The sequence below is a fragment of the Novosphingobium sp. ZN18A2 genome, assembly GCF_036784765.1.
Taxonomy (GTDB): Bacteria; Pseudomonadota; Alphaproteobacteria; order Sphingomonadales; family Sphingomonadaceae; genus Novosphingobium.
Window position 1 is genome coordinate 2,519,126 of the sequence record NZ_CP136651.1, and the last position, 22,592, is coordinate 2,541,717.

General features: G+C 62.6%; 23 protein-coding genes. 13 read left to right on the forward strand and 10 right to left on the reverse strand.

Annotation, left to right across the window (positions count from 1 at the left end; translation table 11 throughout):
- Positions 1–11: 11 nt before the first annotated feature.
- Positions 12–1,667, reverse strand: coding sequence for a cytochrome-c oxidase, cbb3-type subunit I (ccoN, locus tag RXV95_RS12005; RefSeq protein WP_338466281.1), 1,656 nt, complete (start codon positions 1,665–1,667; stop codon positions 12–14).
- Between the two features lie 251 nt (positions 1,668–1,918).
- Between ccoN and RXV95_RS12010 the strand changes: the two genes are divergently transcribed.
- Positions 1,919–2,608 carry an OmpW family outer membrane protein gene (locus tag RXV95_RS12010; RefSeq protein WP_338466282.1) on the forward strand — a complete coding sequence of 230 codons (690 nt, stop codon included), beginning with the start codon at positions 1,919–1,921 and terminating at the stop codon, positions 2,606–2,608.
- A 201-nt stretch (positions 2,609–2,809) separates the two neighbouring features.
- On the opposite strand, the gene RXV95_RS12015 is transcribed toward RXV95_RS12010, so the two are convergent.
- Positions 2,810–3,145 (reverse strand): GIY-YIG nuclease family protein, encoded by a 336-nt coding sequence (locus RXV95_RS12015; RefSeq protein WP_338466283.1) that lies wholly within the window; start codon positions 3,143–3,145, stop codon positions 2,810–2,812.
- Positions 3,146–3,268: 123 nt separating this feature from the next.
- Between RXV95_RS12015 and RXV95_RS12020 the strand changes: the two genes are divergently transcribed.
- Both RXV95_RS12020 and RXV95_RS12025 read left to right on the forward strand, forming a co-directional pair.
- Positions 3,269–3,919 (forward strand): DUF2239 family protein, encoded by a 651-nt coding sequence (locus tag RXV95_RS12020; RefSeq protein WP_338466284.1) that lies wholly within the window; start codon positions 3,269–3,271, stop codon positions 3,917–3,919.
- Positions 3,916–4,359, forward strand: a complete 444-nt coding sequence (locus RXV95_RS12025; protein WP_338466285.1) for an ester cyclase — start codon at positions 3,916–3,918, stop codon at positions 4,357–4,359. The genes RXV95_RS12020 and RXV95_RS12025 overlap by 4 nt, the downstream gene beginning before the upstream one ends.
- Positions 4,360–4,369: 10 nt before the next feature.
- Here the strand turns inward: RXV95_RS12025 and RXV95_RS12030 are convergent, their stop codons facing one another.
- On the reverse strand, positions 4,370–5,062 hold the full coding sequence (locus RXV95_RS12030; RefSeq protein ID WP_338466286.1) for a Crp/Fnr family transcriptional regulator: 693 nt from the start codon (positions 5,060–5,062) through the stop codon (positions 4,370–4,372).
- Here RXV95_RS12030 and RXV95_RS12035 point away from each other — a divergent pair.
- Together RXV95_RS12035 and RXV95_RS12040 are read left to right on the forward strand one after the other, a co-directional pair.
- On the forward strand, positions 5,061–5,426 hold the full coding sequence (locus tag RXV95_RS12035) for a hypothetical protein (protein ID WP_338466287.1): 366 nt from the start codon (positions 5,061–5,063) through the stop codon (positions 5,424–5,426). The two genes, RXV95_RS12030 and RXV95_RS12035, sit on opposite strands and share 2 nt — an antisense overlap.
- Before the next feature lie 54 nt (positions 5,427–5,480).
- Entirely contained in the window at positions 5,481–6,995 is a 1,515-nt protein-coding gene (locus tag RXV95_RS12040) for a tetratricopeptide repeat protein (RefSeq protein ID WP_338466288.1), read from the forward strand.
- 317 nt (positions 6,996–7,312) lie between these two features.
- Here the strand turns inward: RXV95_RS12040 and RXV95_RS12045 are convergent, their stop codons facing one another.
- The 3 genes from RXV95_RS12045 to RXV95_RS12055 form a co-directional block, all read right to left on the reverse strand.
- Positions 7,313–8,026: a cistern family PEP-CTERM protein gene (locus tag RXV95_RS12045; RefSeq protein WP_338466289.1), complete on the reverse strand. Its 714-nt coding sequence runs from the start codon at positions 8,024–8,026 to the stop codon at positions 7,313–7,315.
- 201 nt (positions 8,027–8,227) lie between these two features.
- The gene (locus RXV95_RS12050; RefSeq protein ID WP_338466290.1) at positions 8,228–8,716 is read right to left on the reverse strand and encodes a flavin reductase family protein; all 489 of its coding nucleotides are present in this window, start codon (positions 8,714–8,716) and stop codon (positions 8,228–8,230) included.
- A 73-nt stretch (positions 8,717–8,789) separates the two neighbouring features.
- On the reverse strand, positions 8,790–9,701 hold the full coding sequence (locus RXV95_RS12055) for a CmcJ/NvfI family oxidoreductase (protein ID WP_338466291.1): 912 nt from the start codon (positions 9,699–9,701) through the stop codon (positions 8,790–8,792).
- 182 nt (positions 9,702–9,883) lie between these two features.
- Here RXV95_RS12055 and RXV95_RS12060 point away from each other — a divergent pair, with 182 nt between their 5' ends.
- A complete protein-coding gene (locus RXV95_RS12060) occupies positions 9,884–10,606 on the forward strand; it encodes a hypothetical protein (RefSeq protein WP_338466292.1) in 723 nt (240 codons plus the stop codon).
- 45 nt (positions 10,607–10,651) lie between these two features.
- Here RXV95_RS12060 and RXV95_RS12065 read toward each other — a convergent pair whose 3' ends face one another.
- The gene (locus RXV95_RS12065; RefSeq protein ID WP_338466293.1) at positions 10,652–11,536 is read right to left on the reverse strand and encodes an HNH endonuclease; all 885 of its coding nucleotides are present in this window, start codon (positions 11,534–11,536) and stop codon (positions 10,652–10,654) included.
- A 441-nt stretch (positions 11,537–11,977) separates the two neighbouring features.
- Between RXV95_RS12065 and RXV95_RS12070 the strand changes: the two genes are divergently transcribed.
- The gene (locus tag RXV95_RS12070) at positions 11,978–12,658 is read left to right on the forward strand and encodes a hypothetical protein (RefSeq protein WP_338466294.1); all 681 of its coding nucleotides are present in this window, start codon (positions 11,978–11,980) and stop codon (positions 12,656–12,658) included.
- On the opposite strand, the gene RXV95_RS12075 is transcribed toward RXV95_RS12070, so the two are convergent.
- Together RXV95_RS12075 and lepA are read right to left on the reverse strand one after the other, a co-directional pair.
- Complete coding sequence (locus tag RXV95_RS12075) at positions 12,625–13,269, reverse strand: hypothetical protein (RefSeq protein WP_338466295.1); 645 nt, start codon at positions 13,267–13,269, stop codon at positions 12,625–12,627. The two genes, RXV95_RS12070 and RXV95_RS12075, sit on opposite strands and share 34 nt — an antisense overlap.
- On the reverse strand, positions 13,266–15,083 hold the full coding sequence (lepA, locus tag RXV95_RS12080; protein ID WP_338466296.1) for a translation elongation factor 4: 1,818 nt from the start codon (positions 15,081–15,083) through the stop codon (positions 13,266–13,268). The genes RXV95_RS12075 and lepA overlap by 4 nt, the downstream gene beginning before the upstream one ends.
- 199 nt (positions 15,084–15,282) lie before the next feature.
- On the opposite strand from lepA, the gene RXV95_RS12085 reads away from it, so the two are divergent.
- The 6 genes from RXV95_RS12085 (at position 15,283) to RXV95_RS12110 (ending at position 21,372) form a co-directional block, all read left to right on the forward strand.
- Positions 15,283–16,122, forward strand: a complete 840-nt coding sequence (locus tag RXV95_RS12085; protein WP_338466297.1) for an alpha/beta fold hydrolase — start codon at positions 15,283–15,285, stop codon at positions 16,120–16,122.
- A gap of 61 nt (positions 16,123–16,183) precedes the next feature.
- A complete protein-coding gene (locus tag RXV95_RS12090) occupies positions 16,184–17,485 on the forward strand; it encodes an FAD-dependent oxidoreductase (RefSeq protein ID WP_338466298.1) in 1,302 nt (433 codons plus the stop codon).
- A gap of 97 nt (positions 17,486–17,582) precedes the next feature.
- Positions 17,583–19,352 carry a D-aminoacylase gene (locus tag RXV95_RS12095; RefSeq protein WP_338466299.1) on the forward strand — a complete coding sequence of 590 codons (1,770 nt, stop codon included), beginning with the start codon at positions 17,583–17,585 and terminating at the stop codon, positions 19,350–19,352.
- A 105-nt stretch (positions 19,353–19,457) separates the two neighbouring features.
- Positions 19,458–20,465 carry an NAD(P)-dependent alcohol dehydrogenase gene (locus tag RXV95_RS12100; RefSeq protein ID WP_338466300.1) on the forward strand — a complete coding sequence of 336 codons (1,008 nt, stop codon included), beginning with the start codon at positions 19,458–19,460 and terminating at the stop codon, positions 20,463–20,465.
- 303 nt (positions 20,466–20,768) lie between these two features.
- Positions 20,769–21,029 carry a hypothetical protein gene (locus RXV95_RS12105; protein ID WP_338466301.1) on the forward strand — a complete coding sequence of 87 codons (261 nt, stop codon included), beginning with the start codon at positions 20,769–20,771 and terminating at the stop codon, positions 21,027–21,029.
- A 70-nt stretch (positions 21,030–21,099) separates the two neighbouring features.
- The gene (locus RXV95_RS12110) at positions 21,100–21,372 is read left to right on the forward strand and encodes a DUF4242 domain-containing protein (protein ID WP_338466302.1); all 273 of its coding nucleotides are present in this window, start codon (positions 21,100–21,102) and stop codon (positions 21,370–21,372) included.
- A gap of 9 nt (positions 21,373–21,381) precedes the next feature.
- Here RXV95_RS12110 and dnaN read toward each other — a convergent pair whose 3' ends face one another.
- Positions 21,382–22,509 carry a DNA polymerase III subunit beta gene (dnaN, locus tag RXV95_RS12115; RefSeq protein WP_338466303.1) on the reverse strand — a complete coding sequence of 376 codons (1,128 nt, stop codon included), beginning with the start codon at positions 22,507–22,509 and terminating at the stop codon, positions 21,382–21,384.
- Between the last annotated feature and the right edge of the window lie 83 nt (positions 22,510–22,592).

Sequence of the window (22,592 nt, forward strand, 5' to 3'; positions counted from 1 at the left end):
TGGTTTTCCCTTCAGCGCGCGGTTGCGGGAGCGAGCGGAACGTCGGCCGCGGCATCGTAGGTCGCGCCGCCCATGGGCGCTTCCTCGCGAAGCGTGCTTCCGGCGATCGTACGCCACACGTTGTAGGTCATGACCGCCGCACCGGCGAGGTAGAGCATACCGCCACCCCAGCGCAGCATGTACATCGGATGGATCGCGGCCACCGTTTCGGCGAAGCTGTTCACCAGATAGCCATCCGGCCCGTATTCGCGCCACATCAGGCCCTGGGTGATCCCGGCCACCCACATGGATGCCGCGTAGAACACGATACCCACGGTCGCGAGCCAGAAGTGCCAGTTGATCATGCGGACCGAATACATCCGTTCACGCTTCCACAGGCGCGGAACCATGAAATAGAGCGCGCCGAACGTCACCATGCCGTTCCAGCCGAGCGCACCGGAGTGCACGTGCCCGATGGTCCAGTTGGTATAGTGCGACAGCGAATTGACCGTCTTGATCGACATCATCGGGCCTTCGAAGGTGCTCATCCCGTAAAAGGCGATGGACATCACCATCAGGCGGATGATCGGATCGGTGCGGACCTTGTCCCATGCGCCGTTCAGCGTCATCAGACCGTTGATCATGCCGCCCCAGCTGGGCATCCACAGCATGACCGAGAACACCATGCCCAGCGTCTGCGCCCAGTCGGGCAGCGCGGTATAGTGCAGGTGGTGCGGACCCGCCCAGATATACAGGAAGATCAGCGCCCAGAAGTGGATGATCGACAGGCGATAGCTGTAAACCGGTCGTTCGGCCTGCTTAGGCACGAAGTAGTACATCATGCCCAGGAAGCCCGCGGTCAGGAAAAAGCCCACCGCGTTGTGGCCGTACCACCATTGCGTGAGCGCGCCCTGCACGCCCGCCATCACCGGATAGCTGCGCGAACCGAACAGGCTGACCGGGATCGACAGGTTGTTGACCACGTGCAGCATGGCGATGGTCAGGATGAACGAGAGGTAGAACCAGTTGGCCACATAGATATGCGGCTCCGTCCGCTTGACGATCGTTCCCACGAACACGACGAGATAGGCGACCCAAACGATGGTCAGCCAGATATCGACGTACCATTCCGGCTCGGCATATTCCTTCGACTGGGTAATGCCGATCAGGTAACCGGTCGCCGCCAGCACGATAAACAGCTGGTAGCCCCAGAAAACGAAGCGGGCGAGGCCGGGGAAGGCCAGCCTCGCGCGGCAGGTGCGCTGGACCACGTAGAACGAGGTCGCGATCAGCCCGTTGCCGCCGAATGCGAAGATAACCGCCGAGGTATGCAGCGGCCGCAGGCGTCCGAAGTTGAACCAGGGCGCGATGTTCAGTTGCGGCCAGGTCAGCTCGGCAGCGATATAGACGCCGGCAAGGAAGCCGGCCATGCCCCAGAACACCGTCGCGATGACACCCCAGCGAATGGGCTCGTCATCGTACTTTGACTGGTCCTGCGGCTTCAGGATGCCGCGCGCGATCCCCTGATAGTCGGCGCGGCTGACGGTATACCATATGGCCAGCGCGGCGGCGGCCGCCACGATGCCCATGTGGATGGCGAAACCGCCGTCGGCCGCAAGCGCGGCCGCTGCGACAGCGGCAATGAGCGCAACGAACAGGATGCCCGTGCGCATGACTACAGATTCCATGGAGCCTTCCCTTCCATGACTTGATCCCCCTTGGAGTGAACAGGATGCCCCCTGCGCCGCCCCGCGTCCATCCTCATTGACCCGCATCAAAAATGAACTTTCTCCGGTGGATAGTTTCGCGGCGGCGAAATTTTTGCGCTTCGTCAATGTGAACCGATTCGCACGGGTGCAAATGGCGAGCCAAGCCAGGGGCCAACACATTCGACACGGGTCCGCGAGGGGCGGGCCACTCCTGGTGCAGGATGAATGCAATGAAAAAGCTGATCGCCGCCGCGCTTTGCGCCGCCTGCCTTACCCCGCTGCCCGCCATGGCCGGCTCGCCGGACGGCAAGCTTCAGGTCAAGGTGATGGGCACCGCGGTCCTGCCCGATGGCAAGATCGACAAGATCCAGGAAATCCGTCCCGATATCGCCACTGCGGTTTCGGGCCTGACGTTCGATACGAAGGCCAACGACAACTATGTCCCGACCGTCGCGATCGAATATTTCGCCACGCCCAACGTTTCGATCGAAACGATCTGCTGCCTTACCACGCACCACGTAAATGGCACGGGCGATCTTGCAGGCGCGCGCCTGGTGGATCACGTGATGATCCTGCCTGCCACGCTGACGCTGAAGTATCACCTCAACGCGGGTCCGATTAAGCCCTATGTCGGCGTCGGCCCGACGGTGTTCTTCGTGTTCGACGAACGCCCCGGTTCGGGTGCCACCGCCGCGCTGGGCGCCACGCGCGTGAAGATGTCGAACAGCTTCGGCGTCGCGCTGCAGGGCGGCGTTGACGTGCCGCTCAACCAGAACGGCCTGGGCCTCAGCCTCGATGCCAAGAAGTATTTCGTGAAGCCCACCGCCAGCTTCTACGACGCATCGGGCAGCCTGTTGCTCAGGACCAAGCACCAGCTCGATCCCTGGGTGCTGAGCGCGGGCATCGCCTATCGCTTCTGATCCGCAGGCTTCCTTCGCCTATCCCCGCCCGGCACGGGGGGAGCGGCGAAGGGAACCGGGGGCGGGTCGGCCGGAGGTTCTGGGATCACCGCCGGCAGGCCCGTCTCCACCCTGATCCGATGAACCCGGAGTCAGGCATCAAGGGGCCGTTTCGCTCAGACAGCGGAACGGCCCTTTTTTGTCCGCCGCTTCCTCCGCCGCCTAAAGCCGCAGCGCGCCAAGCCTTTCGGTCCAGTCGAGGCGCAAGGATTTCAACACCCGCTCGCGCGCGAGGCCGCTGTCCTCTTCGCCAAGCCGCTCCAGGATTTCGAACGCGAAGGCGCCCTCCCCGTGTTCGTTCCACGCCTGTTGCAGCGCGCGGTGCGTGTTGCGCCCCTGCCGCAGCGTGAACCAGATGCGGTTGCGGATCGTGGAAAGGTCTGGCGCGCTGCCCACCCACACCTGCGCGGACGGCGCGCAGCGCACCGCATAGATGCCGGCTTCCACCTCGCGTTCCTTGTAACCGCGCACGGCCGCCTTGCGGTCTTCCTGCTTCATCGAATCGTTCCTTCCGGTTTCGGGCGCGATAGCGCGACGAGGCGCGCCGCACAATATTATCCGGATAATATTGACTCACACATTTTTATCCGGATATAAAACTCCGCGAACAAAGGACCGTCCATGACCGATACCCTGTCCAGACCCTGCACCGCCTTTGCCGGCACGCGGCGCATCGCCAGCGGATCGCTGGCGGACGTTGCGCTCGCCATCAAGGCGGAAGGCGAAGCAGACGGGCCGGTGCTCACTTTCGACGATGCGACCGGCGCTGTGATCGACCTCGACCTGCGCGGGACGACCGCCGACATCGTCACCCGCCTTGCCGAACACGCGGAGCTTGTGGCGCTTGCCGCCAGCACCGCCCGCCGCCCCTCGCCCGCATCGTCCCCAAGTCCGCCGCCCACCTCGTCATCCGCTCCGCGCGGGCGCGGGCGGCCGAAACTGGGCGTCGTCGCGCGCGAGGTCACGCTGTTGCCACGTCACTGGGAATGGCTCTCCGCCCAGCCCGGCGGCGCTTCGCAGGCGCTGCGCCGCCTGGTCGAGCACGCGCGCCGCGCCGATGGCTGGCACACCCGCGCCCGGGCCGCGCGCGAAGCCGCCTATCGCTTCCTGTCCGCGCTGGCGGGCGACCTGCCCGGCTACGAAGAGGCGATCCGCGCCCTTTTTGCCGGTGACGACGACGCATTCGCGCATCGCATGGCCGATTGGCCCGAAGACATCCGCGCCCACGCACTGAAACTGGCCGGGGCGACAACACCGAAGGACACAGCATGACCACGCCGCACCCGCGCAAGCAGCGCCTTGCCGAATTCATCCGCGCGATCTGGGACGAAGGCGATGCCGACGCCGCAGACCGCTTCATCGCTGAAACCTATACGATCCATCACGATCCCGGCGATCCGTGGCACGGGCAGACGCTTGACCGGGCGGGCTTCAGGGACCGGCTGGTGAAATCGCGCGCCGCCTTCCCGGACCAGCGCTTTCACACACAGGCGATGTTCGCCGACGGCGACAGCGTGGTGATGACCTGGCTATGGTCCGCCACGCACAGCGGCGACATTCCCGGTTTTCCCGCCACGGGCAGGACGATCCGTATGTCGGGCGCCACCGTTTATGGCTTCGACCGGGACGACCGGCTGACCGGCCACTGGCAGATCACGGACAGGCTTGGCGTTTACCAGCAGTTGCAGGCAAACCTGATGGCGGCGGAGTAAGACTGCGCGGTCAGCCCGCCTGATCGACCAGCGCGCCGTGGTTCAGGATTTCCACGTCGCGGCGCGAAGGCAGGTCAATCACGCCTTCGTTCTTCAGCCGCGTGAACTGGCGGCTTACGGTCTCGATCGTCAGGCCCAGCACGTCTGCCACCTGCTGGCGGGAGAACGGCAGGGTAAAGCGCCTGCGCGGCCCCAGCGGGATGCAGCCGGGTTCCGCCAGCCGGTCCGACATTTCCAGCAGGAACGTGGCGATCTTTTCCGCTGCCGTCTTGCGGCCCAGCAGCATCATCCAGCTGCGCGTGCGGTCCAGTTCCGCCAGCGTGCGTTCCAGCAACTTGTGTTCAAGTTCGGGATGGTCTTTCGCGAAGCGATCGAAATCGCTGCGCGCAAACACGCAGACGCGCGCATCGGTCAGCGCCACGACGCTGGCCTTGGTGGTCTGGCCAAAGGGCCGCCCGATGAAGTCCGAGGGATAGGCGACGCCCACGATTTGTTCGCGCCCGTCCTCCGTACTGGTCGTCAGCTTCAGGACGCCTTCGATCACGTTCGCGACGAGAAGCGAATCGTCATCTTCCCAGATCAACGGTTCCCCGGCCGAAACCGCGCGGCGGCGGCCCAGCTGGTTCAGCGTGTTGATTTCCTGTGTGTCGAGCGCCGAGCAGATGGCCCGGTTACGCACGACGCATGTTTCGCAAGACGACATGATTGCCGCAATTATCACCGGAGTGGGCCATCGGCAATCGAAACGCGCGCGAAAAGAGACCAAAAAAATGGGCGGCACGCCAATGCGACCGCCCAAGTCGGGGAGAATTCGCCAGATGGAAGACTGCGAACAGCCGGTTTCCAACCGCCGAGTGCTCTTTCTTGCACGCTCCACGGAAATGACTTTGACTGCGGTCAAGTTTCAAGGACTTTACGGTATTTTTTCGCTCCGGAATGAAGACAACGGTCGGCGGCGCGGGTCCGATCGCAAGAACGCCATCATTGCCGTTTCATCGAACGCGGCAATGGCGCGCCACGTGCGAACAAAAGCAACGGGCAGGCGGCCCGATCCCACCGAATCTTAATCCCTTTGTGCAAGAAGCACCCGATTGCCGCTTTCGCGAAGCACCGAGGTACAAGTGAAGAATACGCTTACTCTCTCCCTTGCGCTGGCCCTTGCCGGATGCGGGCTCAGCCCCGGCGAGCAGTTGGACAGGGCCAACGCGGCCTACAAGGCGCACAAGTACCTGGATGCCAAGCTGGACCTTGTCGATCTGGCGCAGGAACAGGACGCACCGCTTCAGGCAAAGGTCCTGCTTGCCCGCACGGTGCTGGCCATGGGAGACGGAGACGGCGCCCGGACCGCGCTGGAAAACATTCCCGCATCCGGCCACCCCGCCGACTATGCGCTGCTTCTGGGCGAAGCCGCACTGTTGCGGAACCAGCCGGACGAGGCGCTGAAGGCCGTTCGCGACGCAAACGGCGCCGAGGCCGAACGCATCCGCGCCCTCGCCTACCTGGCGAAGGACGATCGCGAAGGCGCCGCGCAGGCATTCGCGAAGGGCGCGCAATCCGGGCCGAACGATCCCCGCTTCCTTTCGGACTATGCGCTGTTCACGCTGAAGAACGGAGACACCGCGAAGGCGCGGACGCTGGTAAACAAGGCGCTGCACGCCGATCCGCAATCGATAGACGCGCTGCTGGTGGACGGCGAAGTGGCAACCGCCGAAGGCGACCTGGCAAAGGCGCTGTCAGCCTATAGCAAGGCGCAATCGGCCTATCCCGGCAGCCTTGCGGCCATCGCCGGAAAGGCCGCCGCACTGGGCGACCTGGGCCGCACGGCGGACATGAAAAAGACGCTGGACGGCGCAAGGGGCATGATCGGCAGCGACGGCAAGCTCGCCTATCTCCAGGCGAGGCTGGCTGCCGCGCGCAACGACTGGAAATCGGCGCGCAAGATCCTGCAGGCGAACGAAGCGTCGATCAGGGGCAGGCCGGAAGCGACCCTGCTCTATGCCGAAGCGCTGGACCACGTGGGGCAGACCGAACAGGCGCGCGCGCATCTTGTTCCGCTGGTGAACGGTTCGCCCGATAACGCGCCCGCGCGCCGCCTGCTGGCCGGAATCCAGATGAAACTCGGCGATACGAAGGCTGCCGCCGAAACGCTCGCCCCACTGGCAAAGGCGGCCACCGCCTCCGCCGCGGACAAGCGGCTTTATGCGCAGGCGGCAAAGGCGGCCGGGCTTCCCGATGCCGACGCGATGGCGAAGAGCGCCACCTTCCCCAACCCGCAAGCGCTGGGCGCCGCGATGGCGAGCGCCGATACCGCGCTGAAAGCGGGCAACTGGGGCAACGCGGCCGCGATCTACGAACGCATCCTTGCCGCAACCGACGGCAAGAATCCGCTTGTTCTGAACAACCTGGCCTTCGCGCAGAGCCAGCTGGGCAACAAGGCGGACGCGCTGCGCAACGCGACGAAGGCGCTGCAATACGCACCCGGCAACGCATCGGTCATGGATACGGCCGCGTGGCTCATGTTCGAGACGGGCTCGGACAAATCGAAGGCGCTGGCCCTGCTGCGCAAGGCGGCCGCCAAGGCCCCGAAGAACGAGACGATCGCAAGGCATCTGGCCGCGGTGCAAGCGGACGCCTGACCGCTCGGCTGCGATTGGCACGGCCTTCGGCGGCGCAAATCTCGCTCCCCCCTCCCGCTTGCGGGAGGGGTTGGGGGCGGGCAAATTCGCAACGTCCGCAATTGCGTCGTCTCCAGAACGTCCTCTTTCGGACCATTTCAGGCAAAGTCGCCCCGTCCTCCACTCGCCATCCCGGCAAAGGCGCAAAACCGTGATGGCAATCGGCCGGGGTCCGGTCTGCGCCTGCTGTCCCGCCTTTCGGTCAACACCCACCTCGGCGCGAAAAAGGGGGCCATTGCTGACCCCCTTCTTGCGTGAACCGACAGGATCTGGCCGCGTCAGGCGTAGGCCGGGCGAAGCTCCTGGCGCAGCGGAAGCAGCCGCTTGCGTCCGAAATAAAGCCCCAGCACACCCAGCGCGAACAGCGTCAGCATGCCCGGTTCGGGAACCGGGGTGCCGCCGCTCGACGACGAGGTGATCGTGCCCGAGCCGCTGGCCGAGGAGATGCCCGGAACGCCCGAGATCGACTGGTAGCGCACATAGAAATCGCTGAGCGTCAGCGAGGAAACCGGCTGCGAGAAGCTGAGCGTGAACGATCCCGTGCCGGTGGTGCCCAGGTCCAGCCCGCCGCTGCCGCCGCCCGAGCAGCTGCCGGTGTTCGCGTCCTTGAAGCAGACGTCGACAGTGCCGATGCCGTTGGGATAGTTCTTGCCCGTCGTGGTATAGCTGAACGCGCCGGTGCTTGTGGCGCCGGTGATGTTCGGATCGGTGTTGAACGCGAAGCCGGACAGGCGCGACGCCGTCACCGGGTCCGAGCTGGTGTTCGATACGCTGTAATCGAACGTGTAATCGTTGCCCGAAATGCCGGTAAGCGTGAACGTGGTCGCCCCGGTCAGCCCGTCGATGGTCGTCCCGCTCGAATACCCGTCATAGTTCAGCGTGAAGCTCGAACCGATGTCGCCCGAGCCGAGCGTGATCGCATCGGCATAGGCCGGAGACGAAAATGCCACCGCGGACAATGCCGCCAGGCCATATACAAGCTTGCTGTTCACGTCGTTCCCCTACGTCCTGTCGCTAACCTTTTGGTTACCGATCAGATAAGCAAACGGTGTGCCAAACGCGGAAATCCAACCATTATGATGGTTAACGCATCGGTAGGTTGTAAACCTAACCGACACTAACGCGCCTGTTCGGGCCGGATTTCGGTGTGGGAATGCGGCGGACCGGCGGCGCGCGCAGCGCTCTAGCGCCGGTCAATCGCCGGTGATGCAGGCCAGGTCGTGATAGGCGCCGCGGAAGAAGGTCAGCGGGGTTCCCGCCGCGCCCTTGCCCAGCGCTTCCACCGCGCCCACCGCCAGGTAGTGATCGCCGACCTCGACCACGCGCTCTATCGTGCAGTCCACCCAGGCGAGCGCGTCTTCCAGCAGCGGCATGCCCGAGGGGCTGTGCCCATGCGCCAGCTCAGCGAACTTGTCCTCTCCCCGCGCGGCGAAGCGGCGGCACAGTTCCAGCTGGTTCGATCCCAGCACGTTCACGCAAAAGCGCCCGGTCGCCTCTATCAGCGGCCAGCTGCCCGATCCCTTGTCGGGGAAGAAGCCCACCAGCGGCGGATCGAGCGAGATCGAGGTGAACGTGCCCACCACCAGGCCAAAGCGGTTCCCCGCCTCGTCCGACGCGGTGATCACGCACACGCCGGTGGGATAGCAGCCAAGCACTTCGCGGAAGACGAGCGGGTCGATCATCGCCCGCCTGCCTGTCCGTTAAGGCGCGCGCCGTCAACCCGCGCGGCGGCGCACTCCCCGGATCGCGGCCGCCTTATTCGAAGAATGCGATGCAGCGCACTTCGATGGAGTGGCGCGTCCTGGTATCGGGCAGGCTGGTATCGTGGAACGCGGTGTGCGGGCAGCGCCAGGTTACCGAATGGTCGCTGTCCTGGAACTTGAACAGCAGCGCGTCGCCCGCGTCCATGTTCGAGAAATACCACCAGCGGTGCGCGGGATCGTGCCGGAAGATCGATGCCGCGATCATCTGGTCCTCTCCCTCCACCGGCGCGGTGAGCGCATCGCCTTCGGGGAATTCGTCCACCACGAACAGCGTATTGCTCGCCTCTGTCCCTTCCTTCACGCTGCGCCCGTCGCACACGGCCAGCGGCCAGTCCTGCGGGCCGGGCGAGAAGGTGCGCCAGAACGAAAAGCAGATATAGCGGCTGTATCCCGGCCCCTGCGGAAAGGCATCGGCATAGATCCGCTCTGCCGCGCGCTTTCCGGTGATCACGTTGTAATCGACGTGCGCCTCGCCCGCCGGGGGCTGGATTCCGCCGGAGTGCTGGTAATTCTCCGTCTTTTCCCCCGCCCGCTGCGAAAGATCGGCCGAGGTGCGGATCATCCACCCCTGCGCCGACACGCACGATGCGCCGGTAAGCGCCTTCACCGCCGCTTCCGTTTCGGCGAGGTATTTCGCGTCCACGTCTGCCTTGTCGTTGAAATCGGTCACCGCGCTTTCGTGCCGCGCGATCATGAAGCCGTGGGTATCCAGCGTGAAGTGATCGCGGATCGGCATCCCGTCACGCACCACCATTTCATAATCGAAATAGTCGCCCGTGTTCATTTCCGCGCCCTGCTTCACATAGCGGCGCGTTACATAATCGTCCGGCCCCAGATAGCGGATCAGCGCCGGCGCCTGGCGGGCGGTTTCTTCCACGTCGCGGGGTTCAAGCTGGGTGGCCATGCGCGTTCGTCCTTCTCCCGTGGCCGGGCGAATCCACTGCGCGCCGGCCTTTCGTCAGCGTTTACACGTTTGTGTAAATCGCGTCCATACCGAGAAATCGCACATCCGGAAATCGCTGTCCTACACGCCCCGCTTCGGTGCAGGCTCCCCGGCCCTTCCCCGTCTATCATGGAGCCCCGGCCATGACGATCGACAAGCGCCGCAAGCCCGCGGCCAAGGGCACCCTGCCCGATTTCACCCCCGTCCCGCGCCAGTGCAAGCGGCATGACGGCTGGACGCCCGAACGCCAGCGCGGCTTTATAGAGGCGCTGGCCGATACCGGCAGCGTGAAGGCCGCCGCGCACGCGGTGAACATGACGCCCGAAGGCGCTTACCTGCTGCGCCGCCACCCGCAGGGGAAAAGCTTTCGCAAGGCGTGGGAGGCCGCGCTGGCGCTGGGCGTGATGCAACTGGAAGACATCGCCATGCAGCGGGCGCTTCATGGCGTGGAAGTGCCGGTCTATTCCTATGGCAAGCTGGTGGGCAACCGCGTGGTGCATAACGACCGGCTGCTGATGTTCATGCTGCGCAACCGCGCCCCCGCCCGCTTTGCGGCGGACGCCCGCCCCACCAGCGGCAGCATGGGCAGCCCGCACGCGACAGAGCTTTCGCGGCTGAAGCGCAAGTGGCGCAAGGAATGGCAGGCCGAACAGGACGAGCGCGCGCGCGAGGAAGATGAGGCCACCACCGACGAGATCGACGCCAGGCTGGACGCGATGCGCGCCGACTGGCTTTCCGCCATGTCCCCGCGCACCCGCGCCGCCTATGACGCGTTCTGCCGCATAGAAGCCGAAGAACGCCCCGCCCTCCCCGCGCCCGATGCGGGCGGAGCGGATGGCGATGAAGGTGGGGAAGATGGGGAATGAGCGTGGGGATGCCGGCGATGAGGGATCGCGGGGACGTGGAGCAAGCTAGTCCTTGAAACAGTTTTCGCGATGCCACGCCAGAAACTGCGGATGCGGGCGTTCCGCTTCGCGCGTAGGCGCGAGGGCTTTGCCCGAGCGATTTATCATCGCTTCGACACTGGGCCGGTCGTTGACCTGCCGCGAGATCAGAATATCGAGGTTATCCGACAGGCTGATGAGCCCGCGATCGAACATCCAATGCGCCGTGCCGGACAAGGCGAGGCCATTTCGGACGCTGTCCGGCCCGCCCTGCTCGACCGGACGGATGTGCGCTGCTTCGGCTTCTGCTCTGCCGCCACCGTTGATGAGCTTCCAGCCAGTTACCGCACACCGCTTGTCATAAGCATTGAGCACAGCGCGCCGAAACGCGCGGTCTCTGAACGGACGGCTGACGAGCGATTGAACAATGGGGCGCTCGATTTCGAAAGGCACACGCTCGTCATGCAATCGGTCAAACGGTTCAAGTTCGCCGGTGCGCGGCAGCGTGTCATCTTCGGGCAGTCCCAGCGCGATTATGCGCGCGAAATCAGAGTTCGACAGCGGACGCACCGCAGCTTGCTGATTGGCCAAATCCCGTTCGACAGGTTCACCATCCACCACATGCGGGACAGTTGGTGAGAACGGCAGATAACTGCCATCTTCGATCGAGGCGCGGAAGTGATCCGACTTGTCAGGATCGGGGATGATCTGCTCAACCTTCGCCACGGCGAAGAAGCCTTTGGACTGTGGGACCTTCACCGGCTCGCGATACACGATCCAATCGCCGACCATTTGCTTGGCGCGGCTGAGGTAGATCTTCGGGAACTGGTAGCGCACTTCGGGAATGTCGTCGTAGATCGACCCATCCTTATGCATGAAAACGCCGAAGACCATTTGATCGCTTTCGTTCAATTCCTAGCGGATGCACCGCAAAACAACCAACACAACCCTAATATTGCTAGTTTTTCTTGACAATGACATTCAACACAAGGCTTGATCAAAGCAATAGCAAGTAGATTGGAGTGGCAAACTGAATATGCGAAAATTCGGTCCTTTCCATCGCAAAGAAAGCCCTACTCAGACGCATAAAGTCGCCGTCAAGCAGACGCAATCTTCTGAGGTTTGGGGAGCGACACCTAAAAACGGCGGCATGGTCCCAACCGTGCAAGCGTATCCTGGTATGCTGCCAGCTTGCAGAGGTGTAGAGTTCACCACCGACATATCCATTCACCCTGGTTCTTGCCCCATAGAAGCGAGATGGTACCTTGGCATCACCCTTGGGGTAGAGGAGCGAAGAGATTCAGCAGGCGAAATCTATGCGTGCATTCCGGCAGATGTCGTGAATAAGCAGCCATGAAAAAGAATGAACAAGCTGTCCATCGGCAGCCGATCCCTTGCCTTGAGGACGTAATCCCTCAAGCCATCTTGTGGCGGACAATATATTGCTTTGCCCTTGACCCCGAACGTTGCGAGGATGAATTGGACCAATTTCATGGCGCATCGTTTACAATCGGAAATCAAATTTCTTTTGACCTTAGGCATTACGATGGCCATCCGGAATCAACGGTCACCATTTACCTTCCCATCGAGACTCGCGCCAACGAAGAAATCGCGGAGGCCGTAGATGTGGTGCTCACCGGCCTTGAAGTTCCCGAAACCGGAGTAGCGTGGCGCCGCGGAGAAGACTTCGAATTCGGGAAGTTGCCACGCAGGGCCGAAGATAGACTGCGTGAATCTGAAGCTCGCCTTCTTGCCTTAAAAATAGCAGCGGAATGCAAAAATTTTGAGGCTACGACAACTTATATCAAAAATAGAATTCCAGAAATTGTCCCTCTCACCGAGAAGGATTTGGAACAGTCAAAAAGTCGTCCTCGAGAGAAGCTTTGGCAGCAAATTGTCGGAAACGTTATATCTCACTCCGGAACTTCAAAAAGTATTTTTGCACGCGGCTTTGCCACTCGAACAAATGAGGGCATTAGAGTGACCAAAGCGGGAATTAATTATCTAAAAAGCGTAGGGTTTCTATTCTCATGATCGTAGCGGGCTTTATACCCTAGCGGAATCCATTTTAGTTCTGTTGAGCCTATACTCTCTTTGTCCCAAACAAACCATGCGTACGCCGTTGTGCCAGAACCTCTCTTTTCAGCATTTGCTGGGTAAAATGTAATCCGTTCGCTGAATACCCACACTCGCGTCGGCGGAGTTTTTAAAAAAATCGTCTTTTGCCGATTTGCTCCTTCCAAAAAGGCTAGACGAAGCAACAAGGCAAATTTCCGCCGTGTTAATTGGAGCGATTTAGCCACAAACCCTTCGGCCGCGTTGAAAGGCGGATTGGTTATTATATTATCGACTTCCACATCTGTTTTCAAAAAATCTATGCCCGTAGTACCAAATCCTCGATCATAAAGGTCTGTTGCCCTGACACGATGGCCAGCTGCCTCAATTACCCGAGCCATCGTCCCATCGCCGCATGCAGGTTCCCAAATTTCTCCGTCAAACTTCTCATTGTCCACTAGTGCGAAAGTTGCCCATGGTGGAGTTGGATAGAAATCGGGACCGTCGAGATCAGCGAAACGCTTCGTTGCAGGCTTAGGCGCTCCCTGCAAGTTGTAGGTCTTGTCGATTGAATGCCCGGTTTTGTTCACTCTTCACCCATCCTCAAAGCCGCGATAAACGCCTCCTGCGGGATCGACACGTTGCCATATTCGCGCATCCGCGCCTTGCCCTTTTTCTGCTTCTCCAGCAGCTTCTTCTTGCGCGTGATGTCGCCGCCATAGCACTTGGCGGTCACGTCCTTGCGCAGCGCGGCGATGGTTTCGCGGGCGATCACCTTGCCGCCGATCGCGGCCTGGATGGGGATCTTGAACAGGTGGCGCGGGATCAGGTCTTTCAGCCGTTCGCACATGCCGCGTCCGCGCTCTTCGGCAACGCTGCGGTGGACGATCAGCGATAGCGCGTCCACCGGCTCACCGTTCACAAGGATGTTCATCTTCACCAGATCGCCCTCACGCAGGCCGATCTGTTCATAGTCGAAGCTGGCATAGCCGCGGCTGATGGATTTCAGCCGGTCATAGAAATCGAACACCACTTCGTTCAGCGGCAGCTCGTATGTCACCTGCGCGCGGCCGCCCACGTATGTCAGTTCGCGCTGGATGCCGCGCCGGTCCTGGCACAGCTTCAGGATCGCGCCCAGGTATTCGTCGGGCGTATAGATCGTGGCCTTGATCCACGGTTCCTCGATCGTCTCGATCCGGCTGGGATCGGGATAGTCGGCCGGGTTGTGCAGCAGGATTTCGCGCGCGTCGTCGTTCTTGCTGGCGCGCAGCTGGATGCGATAGACAACCGATGGCGCGGTGGTGATCAGGTCAAGATCGTATTCGCGGCTCAGCCGTTCCTGGATGATTTCCAGGTGCAGCAGGCCCAGGAAGCCGCAGCGGAAGCCAAAGCCCAGCGCCGCGCTCGTCTCCATCTCGTAACTGAAGCTGGCATCGTTGAGCCGCAGCTTGCCGATGGATTCGCGCAGCTTTTCGAAATCGGCCGCGTCCACCGGGAACAGCCCGCAGAACACCACGGACTGCACGTCCTTGTAACCGGGCAGCGCCTTGGTCGCGCCGTTCTTCACGGTGGTGATGGTGTCGCCCACGCGGGCCTGCTCAACTTCCTTTATCTGCGCGGTGATAAAGCCGATCTCGCCCGGCCCAAGCTCGGGCAGGTCGGTGCGCTTGGGGGTGAAGCAGCCCACGCGGTCAATCAGGTGTTCGGTGCCGCCCTGCATGAACTTGACCTGCAGGCCCTTTTTGATCGCCCCGTCGATCACGCGCACAAGGATGACGACGCCCAGATAGGGATCGTACCAGGAATCGACCAGCAGCGCCTTCAGCGGCGCGGCGCGGTCGCCTTGGGGCGGGGGGATGCGCTTTACCACGGCTTCCAGCACGTCTTCGATGCCGATGCCCGATTTCGCGCTGGTCAGCACCGCTTCGCTGGCGTCAAGGCCGATGATATCCTCGATCTCGGCCTTGACCTTTTCGGGCTCGGCCGCGGGAAGATCGATCTTGTTGATGACGGGAACGATCTCGTGATCGTGCTCTATCGACTGATAGACGTTGGCCAGCGTCTGCGCCTCCACGCCCTGCGCCGCGTCAACCACCAGCAGCGCCCCCTCGCACGCGGCAAGGCTGCGGCTGACCTCATAGGCGAAGTCAACGTGGCCGGGCGTGTCCATCAGGTTCAGCTCATAGGTCTCGCCATCGTGCGCGGTGTAGTTCAGCCGGACGGTCTGCGCCTTGATGGTGATCCCGCGCTCACGCTCAATGTCCATGTTATCAAGGACTTGCTGGCTCATCTCGCGCTCGGTCAGGCCGCCGGTAAGCTGGATCAGCCGGTCGGCCAGCGTGGACTTGCCATGGTCGATATGGGCAATGATGCTGAAATTGCGGATCTTTGAAAGGTCTGTCATCGAATGTCTTTGCGAAGGTCACGGCGCCCCTGCGCCCTTGCCCCGCCGTTAGACGCTTGCAGCCGCCCTGTCAGCCCACCTTACACCCTCCCCCGCAACTTGCCGCAATGCGCCTTGCCGCTTTTGCCGCACATGCGAACATGATAGGCGCACCCTGCGCCGATTCACCGGCACGCAATTGCAACACGGGGACAACCGGTTGAACCGGCCATCACCAAACTATCGAACAATAGGTGTCACCGGCCGCCGCATCCGCATCGGGGAATGGGGTCCGGCGTCGCACCAAGACGCTGGATCGGCGTTTCGCCCCCTGCTGCTACTCAACGGTATCGGCATCAACATGGAACTGGTCGAGCCGTTGGCGCTTGCCCTTCCCGAAAGGCGCGTCATCAGTTTCGACATGCCCGGCATCGGAGGATCGCCTGATCCGATCTTTCCTTACACCATGGCGTGCATGGCGCTCACCTGCTCCGCCTTGCTGGACCGGCTCCGCATCGCCAAGGCGGATGTCCTGGGAATAAGCTGGGGCGGCGCACTGGCGCAGCAATTCGCTTTCCAGCACCGCAGCAAGACAGGCAGCCTGGTTCTTGCCGCCACTGGCCCCGGCGCGACAATGGTGCCCGGCAACCCCAAGATGCTTAGCCATCTGGCCGACCCGCGGGAATACACGGTGGAGCGAACGTTGAAGCGCAATCTGGCGATGCTTTATGCAGGTGGCGGAAGCGGCGGAGAATCCTTCTCCATCAATGCGATACGAGCGCCCACCCCTTTGGGTTGGGCATGCCAGGTCGGGGCCTTCGCCGGCTGGTCCAGCCTGCCCTTTCTGCCGTTACTCGACGTTCCGACGATGGTCATGGCAGACGACGAGGACCAGATCGTTCCGCCGGTAAACGCCAATATCCTGCACCAGGCGATTCCGGGCAGCAAGCTGGCGATGTTCAAGGGCGGCGGACACCTGTTCATGCTCTCGCAGATGGCCCGCTTCGTGGATTTGCTTCAGGACTTCCTTGACGAAAGTTCCACAGCCAAGACAGCCTGACCCTTCCCTTTTGCGCACGCCTCTTTAGCATTGCAGCATCGCCGCTAGTCCGGGAGGGCCCATGCTGCACATTGCGATCGTCGGATCCGGACCTGCCGGTTTCTATACTGCCGAAGCTGCCCAGAAGCAGTGGGGCGACGACGTTACCATCGACATATTCGATATGCTGCCGGTCCCCTATGGCCTGATCCGCACCGGCGTTGCCCCCGATCACCAGTCGATCAAGGGCGTGGCCCGGCGTTTTGAAGCGACCGCCTGTTGCGAGAATTGCCGGTTCACCGGAAATGTCGCGATCGGCCGCGATGTGTCGATCGCCGAACTCCAGTCATTGTACGACGCGGTGGTGATGGCCACCGGCGCGCCCAACGACAAGGTTCTGGATATACCCGGCGCGGACCTGAACAACGTGTTCGGAAGCGCCGCCTTCGTCGGGTGGTACAACGGGCACCCCAAATTCGCCGAACTTGCGCCCGACTTTACCGGGGACACCGCTGTTGTCATCGGCATGGGGAACGTCGCGCTGGACGTGGCACGGATACTCGCAAAGACCACGGACGAGCTTACCGGCAGCGATATCGTCGCCCATGCCTTCGATGCGCTCAAGCAGTCGCGCATCCGCCGCATCGTAATCCTTGGGCGCCGCGGGCCGCACCAGATCATGATGACACCCAAGGAACTGGGCGAACTGGCGCGGCTGGAGCGGGCCAGCCCACGTGTCGACTTGCGCGACCTGCCGCCCGAAGGCGACGACGCGATGCTCGAGCCGGGACTGCGCAAATCGGTTACCCACTTGCGCAGCTTTGCCGCCATCCCCGAAAGCCACCATGCCGACATGGCGGTGGAGATCGACTTCGATTTCTTCGCCAGCCCGCGCGCCATTCTGGGAGATGGCAAGGTAGAGGCCGTCGAAGTGGAACGCACCGAAGTTAAGGCTGGCCGCGCGGTCGGCACCGGAGAAACATACAAGGCTCCGTGCAGCCTTGTGATCAGTTGCATCGGCTATCAATCGTCGCCCATCGCGGGCCTGCCGTTCGACGAGCGGGCGGGCCGTTTCGCAAGTGACGAGGGGCGAATCCTTCCGGGCCTCTATTGTGTCGGCTGGGCACGGCGCGGGCCTTCCGGCACAATCGGCACGAACCGGCCCGACAGCTTCCACGTGGTTGAACGCATGGCCGAGGATCTGCGCCCCTCGGGCAAGCGGGGTCGCGCCGGGTTTGACGAACTGGCGGCCAGCCGCGGGCTCGACCTGGTGACGTTCGACGACTGGAAGCAGATCGAAAAGGCAGAGGAAGACCGCGCCCGAGACGGCGCCCCGCGCGAAAAGTTCGTCGACGTGGACGAGATGATCAAGGCGCGCGGCTGACGCCCGCCAAGGCGGCTTGCCCCCTATCCTATCACGTGATCTAATCGCGCGGTTAAATCAGGCCGCGCGAGTCGGTCGTTCGAGAGGAGAACCCCAAATGCCCGCTTACGACCTCATTATCCGGGGCGGCACGATCGTGGACGGCACCGGCGCGAACCGCTTCACGGGCGACGTTGCAATCAAGGACGGACTGATCGCCGCGGTCGGACACGTAGATGGCGATGCCTCGCAGGAAATCGATGCGATCGGCAAGATCGTGGCGCCAGGCTTCGTCGACATTCACACCCACTATGACGGGCAGGCGACCTGGGACGCGGAGATGGCACCGTCCTCGTGGCACGGCGTAACAACGGTCGTAATGGGCAATTGCGGTGTCGGCTTCGCGCCGGCAGCGCCAAACCGCCATGAATGGCTGATCGGCCTGATGGAAGGCGTGGAGGACATTCCCGGCACAGCGCTGGCTGAAGGCATGAAGTGGGACTGGGAGACCTTTCCCGAATACCTTGACGCGCTGGAACGCCTGCCGCGCACGGTGGACGTGGGTACGCACGTCCCGCATGGCGCGGTGCGCGCCTATGTGCTGGGCGACCGAGAACAGCCGGGCGCGGTGCCGACCGCCGAAGATATCGCCAGGATGGGTGATATCGTGGAAGAAGGCGTGCGCGCGGGCGCGCTGGGTTTTTCCACCAGCCGCACCGTGCTGCACAAGTCGGTCGACGGCGAGCTGGTGCCCGGCACGACAGCGACAGCGCAGGAACTCGTCGAGATCGGCCGCGCGATGGGGCGCGTGGGCCACGGCGTGTTCGAAATGGCAAGCGACCTCAAGCGTGAGTGGAACGAGTTCGACTGGATGGGCAAGTTGAGCCGCGAAACCGGGCTTCCGGTCACATTCGCCGCGCTCCAGTCGATTGCCAAGGAGCTCCCGCTCGACGAGCAGATCGCAACGATGCGCGCCGAAAACGACAATGGCGCCAATATCGTCGCGCAAATCGCGCTGCGCGGGAACGGCATCGTCATGGCCTGGCGCGGGACGGTGCACCCGTTCCGTTTCCGGCCGAGCTGGAATGAAATCGCGGACCTGCCCTGGGAAGCACAGAAGGCCAGGCTGCTGGACCCGGCATTCAAGGCAAGGCTGCTGGCCGAAGAGAACGACTTTTCCGAAGCCCCGCAAGACATCGTCGGCCTGCTGATGGTGGTTGCGGGAGGCTGGACCATGCAGTTCGAAATGGACCCCGATTTCGACTATGAGCCCGGCGCGGACGCCAGCATAGCCGCGCGCGCGGCGGCGGCGGGCGTCTCGCCCGAGGAATACGCCTATGACCTGCTCTGCCGCGATGACGGCAAGGGCTTCATCTACCTGCCGATCCTCAATTACGCAGACGGCAACCTGGACTTCCTCGAAGCACTACAGATCAGCGACGACACGGTGAATTCGCTGTCAGACGGCGGCGCGCACTGCGGGACGATCTGCGATGCGGCCAGCCCCACGTTCATGCTCCAGCACTGGGTACGCGACCGCAAGCGCGGCGAAGGCAAGGCCGGCGGGCGCATCACCCTGGAAAACGCGATCAAGCGCCAGTGCCATGACACCGCGCGGCTTTATGGGCTGGACGATCGCGGCCTGATCGCGCCGGGATACACGGCCGACCTGAACGTTATCGATTTCGACAATGTGAAGCTGGGCAAGCCGTGGCTGGCTTTCGACCTTCCGGCGGGCGGTAAGCGTCTGCTCCAGAAAGCCGAGGGCTATGTCGCGACGATCAAGTCGGGTGTCGTGACGTTCCGGAACGGCCAATGGACGGGCGAGACGCCCGGCGGCCTGATCCGCGGACCGCAACAGGTGCCCATGGCCGAAGCCGCCGAATAATCCTGTCAGGGGCGCGCAGCCGCTGCGCGCCCCGCCCGTCCATGCTACAGCACACGGCAGCATTGCCTGCCGGCAACCACCTTTTCTTCGGAGACCGTTTCCGCGATGAAAGCTATCCGCGTTACCCATCCCGCCAGCCTTGATACGCTTACCTATGGCGACATTGCCGATCCTGGCCAGCCCGGCCCCGGCGAAATTCGCGTGAAACTCGCGGCATCGTCGCTCAACTATCACGATTATGCGGTGGTCAGCGGTATGTTGCCCAGCGAGGATGGCCGCATTCCCATGTCGGACGGCGCCGGCACGGTTGAGGCGGTTGGCGAAGGCGTTACGGAATTCAAGGCCGGTGACACCGTCGTTTCCATCTTCTTCCCCGACTGGATCGACGGTGCGCCGCCGACCAGCGCCTTTACCCGCGTACCCGGCGACGGGATCGACGGTTATGCCCGCGAAGCGGTTGTCACCCCCGCGCACTGGTTCACGCGCGTTCCCAAAGGCTATAGCGCGGCGGAAGCGGCGACGCTCACCTGCGCGGGACTGACCGCGTGGCGCGCGCTGTTCGTCGACGACAACGTGAAGCCGGGTTCTACCGTGCTGGTTCAGGGCACCGGCGGCGTCTCCGTCTTTGCGCTGCAATTCGCCAAGGCGGCCGGTGCGCGCGTGATCGCCACCAGTTCTTCCGACGCGAAGCTGGAGCGGCTGAAAGACATGGGCGCGGACGATCTGATCAACTACAAGGAAACCCCCGCCTGGGGAGCCAGGGCGCTGGAACTGACCGGCGGCGCGGGCGTGGATACCGTGGTGGAAATCGGCGGCGCGGGCACGCTCGACCAGTCTATGCTCGCCTGCCGTGTGGGCGGCCACGTTGCGCTGATCGGCGTACTGGCGGGTTTTGCCGGCCCGGTGCAGACCGCACTGCTGATGGCGCGCAACCTGCGCGTCCAGGGGCTTACCGTGGGAAGCCGCCAGCACCAGTTGGACATGATCGCCGGTATCGAGGCGAACGGCATAAAGCCGGTAATCAGCGATCATTTCCCGTTGGAAAAGCTGGCCGATGCCTTCCGCCACCAGGAAAGCGGCAAGCACTTCGGCAAGATCGTGGTCGATATCTAGGGTCAGGACCCAGGCGGGACGTGCCGGCTGTCGCCCGGCATTCCCGAGTCCCATCCGCACGTTGCGGGGCGTGTCGCCGCCAGGGCAAGGCATGCCCCGTAATAGCACACCGGCCGAATTCTCCTCACATTTCCAAATTCTTACAATAACTTTCAGTCGTGGTTAATCGCCTCGCCGCGAAACTGGCGAAGTGGTAAGATCAGCGACCTGAAGGATTGAAACGTCCTGCAGCAACGAAACGTCACGTTACGCACTGACACCCGGTCGCATCTTATGAAGCGAACCTTTGAAAGGGGAAATGTGATGGCAACCGTGATTGAAGCCTACAAGGACGCCAGGGGCAACTTGCACCTTGATCCTTCCAGCGCGATCATTGCCGATATTGCGGCCGCGATGGGGCGCGTGGGGGACGAAGGCGGCCTGACCGAAGGCGTTGCCCGGCGCATTCTGGAAAAGCGCGGCGAGATCGAAAGCGCCTTTGCCGATCTGGACCGGCTTGAAGGCAAGACGGCCATGCTGATCGACCTGAACGACCATCAGCGCCGCCAGCCCAAAAGCGCCTGAACGGAAACCCACTCGACTCACGGCCGCGCAAGGCGCATTTTCCCGTCTCCCAGCGAATGGAGGACGGATCATGCCGCAATTCGTAATCGAACGGGAAATGCCCGGTGCCGGATCGCTTGGCCCCGATGATCTCAAGGGTGCATCGCAGAACTCGTGCAGCGTGCTGCGCGACCTTGGTCCCGAGATCCAGTGGGTGCACAGCTACGTCACCGACAACAAGATCTATTGCGTCTATCGCGCGCCCAGCGAAGATCTGATCCGCAAGCACGCGGAAACGACGGGATTCCCCGCGAACAGCATCCAGGAAGTGAAGAGTGTGATCGACCCGACTACCGCGGAGTAGCCGGGACAATTACACCCGCATCGGCATCAGCACGTAAAGCGCAGGGCTTTTCTCGTCCTTGCGGATAAGCGTGGGCGCGCCTGCATCGGCCAGATGAAGTTCAACGGTTTCGCCGTCGATCTGGCTGAGGATGTCCTTCAGGTAATTGGCGTTGAAGCCGATTTCGAACCCGTCAGACTTGTATTCGGCCGGAATCTCTTCCGCCGCCGTGCCGTTGTCGGGGCTGGTGACCGACAGCGTAACCTTGTCGGTATCGAGCGCCATCTTCACCGCGCGGGTCTTTTCCGTGGCAATGGTCGCCACGCGGTCCACGCCTTCGAAGAAGCTGCGCGGATCGACCGTAAGCAGTTTGTCGTTACCGGTAGGGATCACCCGTGTGTAATCGGGGAACGTGCCGTCGATCAGCTTGCTGGTCAGCACAACACCGTTCTCACCGCCCAGCGTGAAGCGCACCTTGCTGGCCGAAAGGTCGATCAGAACGTTGGTGTCGAGCGCCTCTTCCAGCAGCTTGCGCAGTTCGGCCACGCATTTGCGCGGTACGATCACGTCGGGCATCCCCTCGGCGCCATCGGGCCGGGCGATGGTGAAGCGGGCAAGGCGGTGCCCGTCGGTCGCTGCGGCCTTGAGCACAGGCTGCGCTTCGTCCGAAACGTGGAAGAAGATGCCGTTCAGGTAATACCGCGTCTCTTCGGTGGAGATCGCAAAGCGCGTACGGTCGATCAGTTCGGCCAGCACGCGGGCGGGCAGTTCGAAACTGGTCGGCAGGTCGCCTTCCACGATCACCGGAAAATCGTCTCGTGGCAGCGTGGGAAGCTGGAAGCGGCTGCGCCCGGCCTTCACCACCATGCGATTGTCGTTCGTTTCCAGGCTTACCTGGCTGCCATCGGGCAGCTTGCGCGCGATATCGAACAGCAGGTGCGCCGAAACGGTGATCGCGCCGGGGCTTTCAACCGATACGGCGGCCATGCTTTCCACGATCTGCAGATCGAGGTCGGTCGCCATCAGCTTCACCGCGCCCCCGGCAGACGCCTCTATCAGCACGTTTGAGAGAATCGGGATTGTATTGCGCCGCTCAACCACCGACTGGACGTGGGACAAGCACCGCAGAAGCGTTGCGCGTTCGATCGTGGCCTTCATGCTCGTCTCACATTTCCCCTGGGCAATTCCACCCCGCTCGGGATCGGCGATGACCCGTCAATGCGGACTACCTTCCTTAACGC

What these genes read in the sequence shown, in the direction of transcription:
- RXV95_RS12090 (WP_338466298.1), top strand. Translation starts at nt 16,184, where the DNA reads ATGCTGCACATTGCGATCGTCGGATCCGGACCTGCCGGTTTCTATACT.
- RXV95_RS12035 (WP_338466287.1), top strand. Translation starts at nt 5,061, where the DNA reads ATGATTGCCGCAATTATCACCGGAGTGGGCCATCGGCAATCGAAACGC.
- RXV95_RS12030 (WP_338466286.1), bottom strand. Translation starts at nt 5,062, where the DNA reads ATGTCGTCTTGCGAAACATGCGTCGTGCGTAACCGGGCCATCTGCTCG.
- RXV95_RS12105 (WP_338466301.1), top strand. Translation starts at nt 20,769, where the DNA reads ATGGCAACCGTGATTGAAGCCTACAAGGACGCCAGGGGCAACTTGCAC.
- ccoN (WP_338466281.1), bottom strand. Translation starts at nt 1,667, where the DNA reads ATGGAATCTGTAGTCATGCGCACGGGCATCCTGTTCGTTGCGCTCATT.
- RXV95_RS12025 (WP_338466285.1), top strand. Translation starts at nt 3,916, where the DNA reads ATGACCACGCCGCACCCGCGCAAGCAGCGCCTTGCCGAATTCATCCGC.
- RXV95_RS12100 (WP_338466300.1), top strand. Translation starts at nt 19,458, where the DNA reads ATGAAAGCTATCCGCGTTACCCATCCCGCCAGCCTTGATACGCTTACC.
- RXV95_RS12050 (WP_338466290.1), bottom strand. Translation starts at nt 8,716, where the DNA reads ATGATCGACCCGCTCGTCTTCCGCGAAGTGCTTGGCTGCTATCCCACC.
- RXV95_RS12070 (WP_338466294.1), top strand. Translation starts at nt 11,978, where the DNA reads ATGAAAAAGAATGAACAAGCTGTCCATCGGCAGCCGATCCCTTGCCTT.
- RXV95_RS12015 (WP_338466283.1), bottom strand. Translation starts at nt 3,145, where the DNA reads ATGAAGCAGGAAGACCGCAAGGCGGCCGTGCGCGGTTACAAGGAACGC.
- dnaN (WP_338466303.1), bottom strand. Translation starts at nt 22,509, where the DNA reads ATGAAGGCCACGATCGAACGCGCAACGCTTCTGCGGTGCTTGTCCCAC.
- RXV95_RS12010 (WP_338466282.1), top strand. Translation starts at nt 1,919, where the DNA reads ATGAAAAAGCTGATCGCCGCCGCGCTTTGCGCCGCCTGCCTTACCCCG.
- RXV95_RS12020 (WP_338466284.1), top strand. Translation starts at nt 3,269, where the DNA reads ATGACCGATACCCTGTCCAGACCCTGCACCGCCTTTGCCGGCACGCGG.
- lepA (WP_338466296.1), bottom strand. Translation starts at nt 15,083, where the DNA reads ATGACAGACCTTTCAAAGATCCGCAATTTCAGCATCATTGCCCATATC.
- RXV95_RS12055 (WP_338466291.1), bottom strand. Translation starts at nt 9,701, where the DNA reads ATGGCCACCCAGCTTGAACCCCGCGACGTGGAAGAAACCGCCCGCCAG.
- RXV95_RS12060 (WP_338466292.1), top strand. Translation starts at nt 9,884, where the DNA reads ATGACGATCGACAAGCGCCGCAAGCCCGCGGCCAAGGGCACCCTGCCC.
- RXV95_RS12110 (WP_338466302.1), top strand. Translation starts at nt 21,100, where the DNA reads ATGCCGCAATTCGTAATCGAACGGGAAATGCCCGGTGCCGGATCGCTT.
- RXV95_RS12095 (WP_338466299.1), top strand. Translation starts at nt 17,583, where the DNA reads ATGCCCGCTTACGACCTCATTATCCGGGGCGGCACGATCGTGGACGGC.